General features: G+C 60.1%; 2 protein-coding genes. Both read left to right on the plus strand.

Annotated elements, in window-relative coordinates:
• The coding region (locus tag AC097N_RS21215) for a GDP-mannose 4,6-dehydratase (RefSeq protein ID WP_479584053.1) at nucleotides 1-639 on the plus strand (639 nt) is incomplete at its 5' end.
• A gap of 16 nt (nucleotides 640-655) precedes the next feature.
• Nucleotides 656-1,237 (plus strand): GDP-L-fucose synthase family protein (locus tag AC097N_RS21220; protein WP_479584054.1); only part of this gene is annotated, 582 nt, incomplete at its 3' end.

The following is a 1,237-nucleotide window of genomic DNA, read 5'->3' on the forward strand; positions in this document are numbered from 1 at the left end:
GCCAAGATGTATGCCTACTGGATCACGGTGAACTACCGCGAAGCCTATGGCATGTATGCCTGCAACGGCATTCTGTTCAACCACGAGAGCCCGCTGCGGGGTGAGACCTTTGTCACCCGCAAGATCACCCGCGCTGTGTCCCGCATTGCCCTGGGTCTGCAGGACTGCCTGTACCTGGGCAACATGAGCGCCTTGCGTGACTGGGGCCATGCCCGTGACTACGTGGAAATGCAATGGCTGATGCTGCAGCAAGACGTGGCCGATGACTTTGTCATTGCCACCGGGGTGCAGTACAGCGTGCGCCAGTTTGTGGAGTTTGCCGCCCTGGAGCTGGGGGTCACCCTGGCCTGGAGCGGTGAAGGCGAGAACGAGGTGGGCACCGTGGCCTCGGTCACCGGGACCGATGCCAAATGCAAGGTGGGCGATGTGATTGTGAAGGTCGACCCGCGCTACTACCGCCCCACCGAAGTGGAAACCCTGCTGGGCGACCCGACCAAGGCCAAAGAGAAGCTGGGCTGGGTGCCCACCACCACGCTCAAAGAGCTGGTCTCAGAGATGGTGCAGGCCGACTTCACCAGTGCCAAGCGTGATGCGCTGGTGAAACTGGCCGGTTTCCAGACTTACGACCACCACGAGTAAGCCAGGGACCACAGGGATGAACAAGAACGCAAAAATCTACATTGCCGGCCACCGCGGTCTGGTGGGCTCGGCCATTGTGCGCAACCTGGAAGCAGCGGGTTACACCAATTTGCTGCTGCGCACGCATGCCGAGCTGGACCTGACCAGCCAAAGTGCCACGGCCGCTTTCTTTGAAGCCGAGAAACCCGACTATGTGTTTCTGGCCGCGGCCAAGGTGGGGGGCATTCTGGCCAACAACCTGTACCCCGCGGAGTTCATCCGGGACAACCTGCTGATTCAGACCAACCTCATCCATGCGGCTTATCTGAGCCAGGTGAAACGCTTGATGTTTTTAGGCTCCAGCTGCATTTACCCCAAGTTGGCACCCCAGCCCATGAAGGAAGAATACCTGCTGACCGGCCCCCTGGAGCCGACCAACCGGCCTTATGCCCTGGCCAAGATTGCCGGCATTGAGATGTGCTGGAGCTACAACCGCCAGTACGGCACGCAGTACCTGGCAGCGATGCCCACCAACCTGTATGGCCCGGGGGACAACTACCACCCCGAGAACAGCCACGTGATTCCGGCGCTGATCCGCAAGTTTCATGAAGCCAAGGTA

Source organism: Rhodoferax sp. LS1R11, from assembly GCF_056521395.1.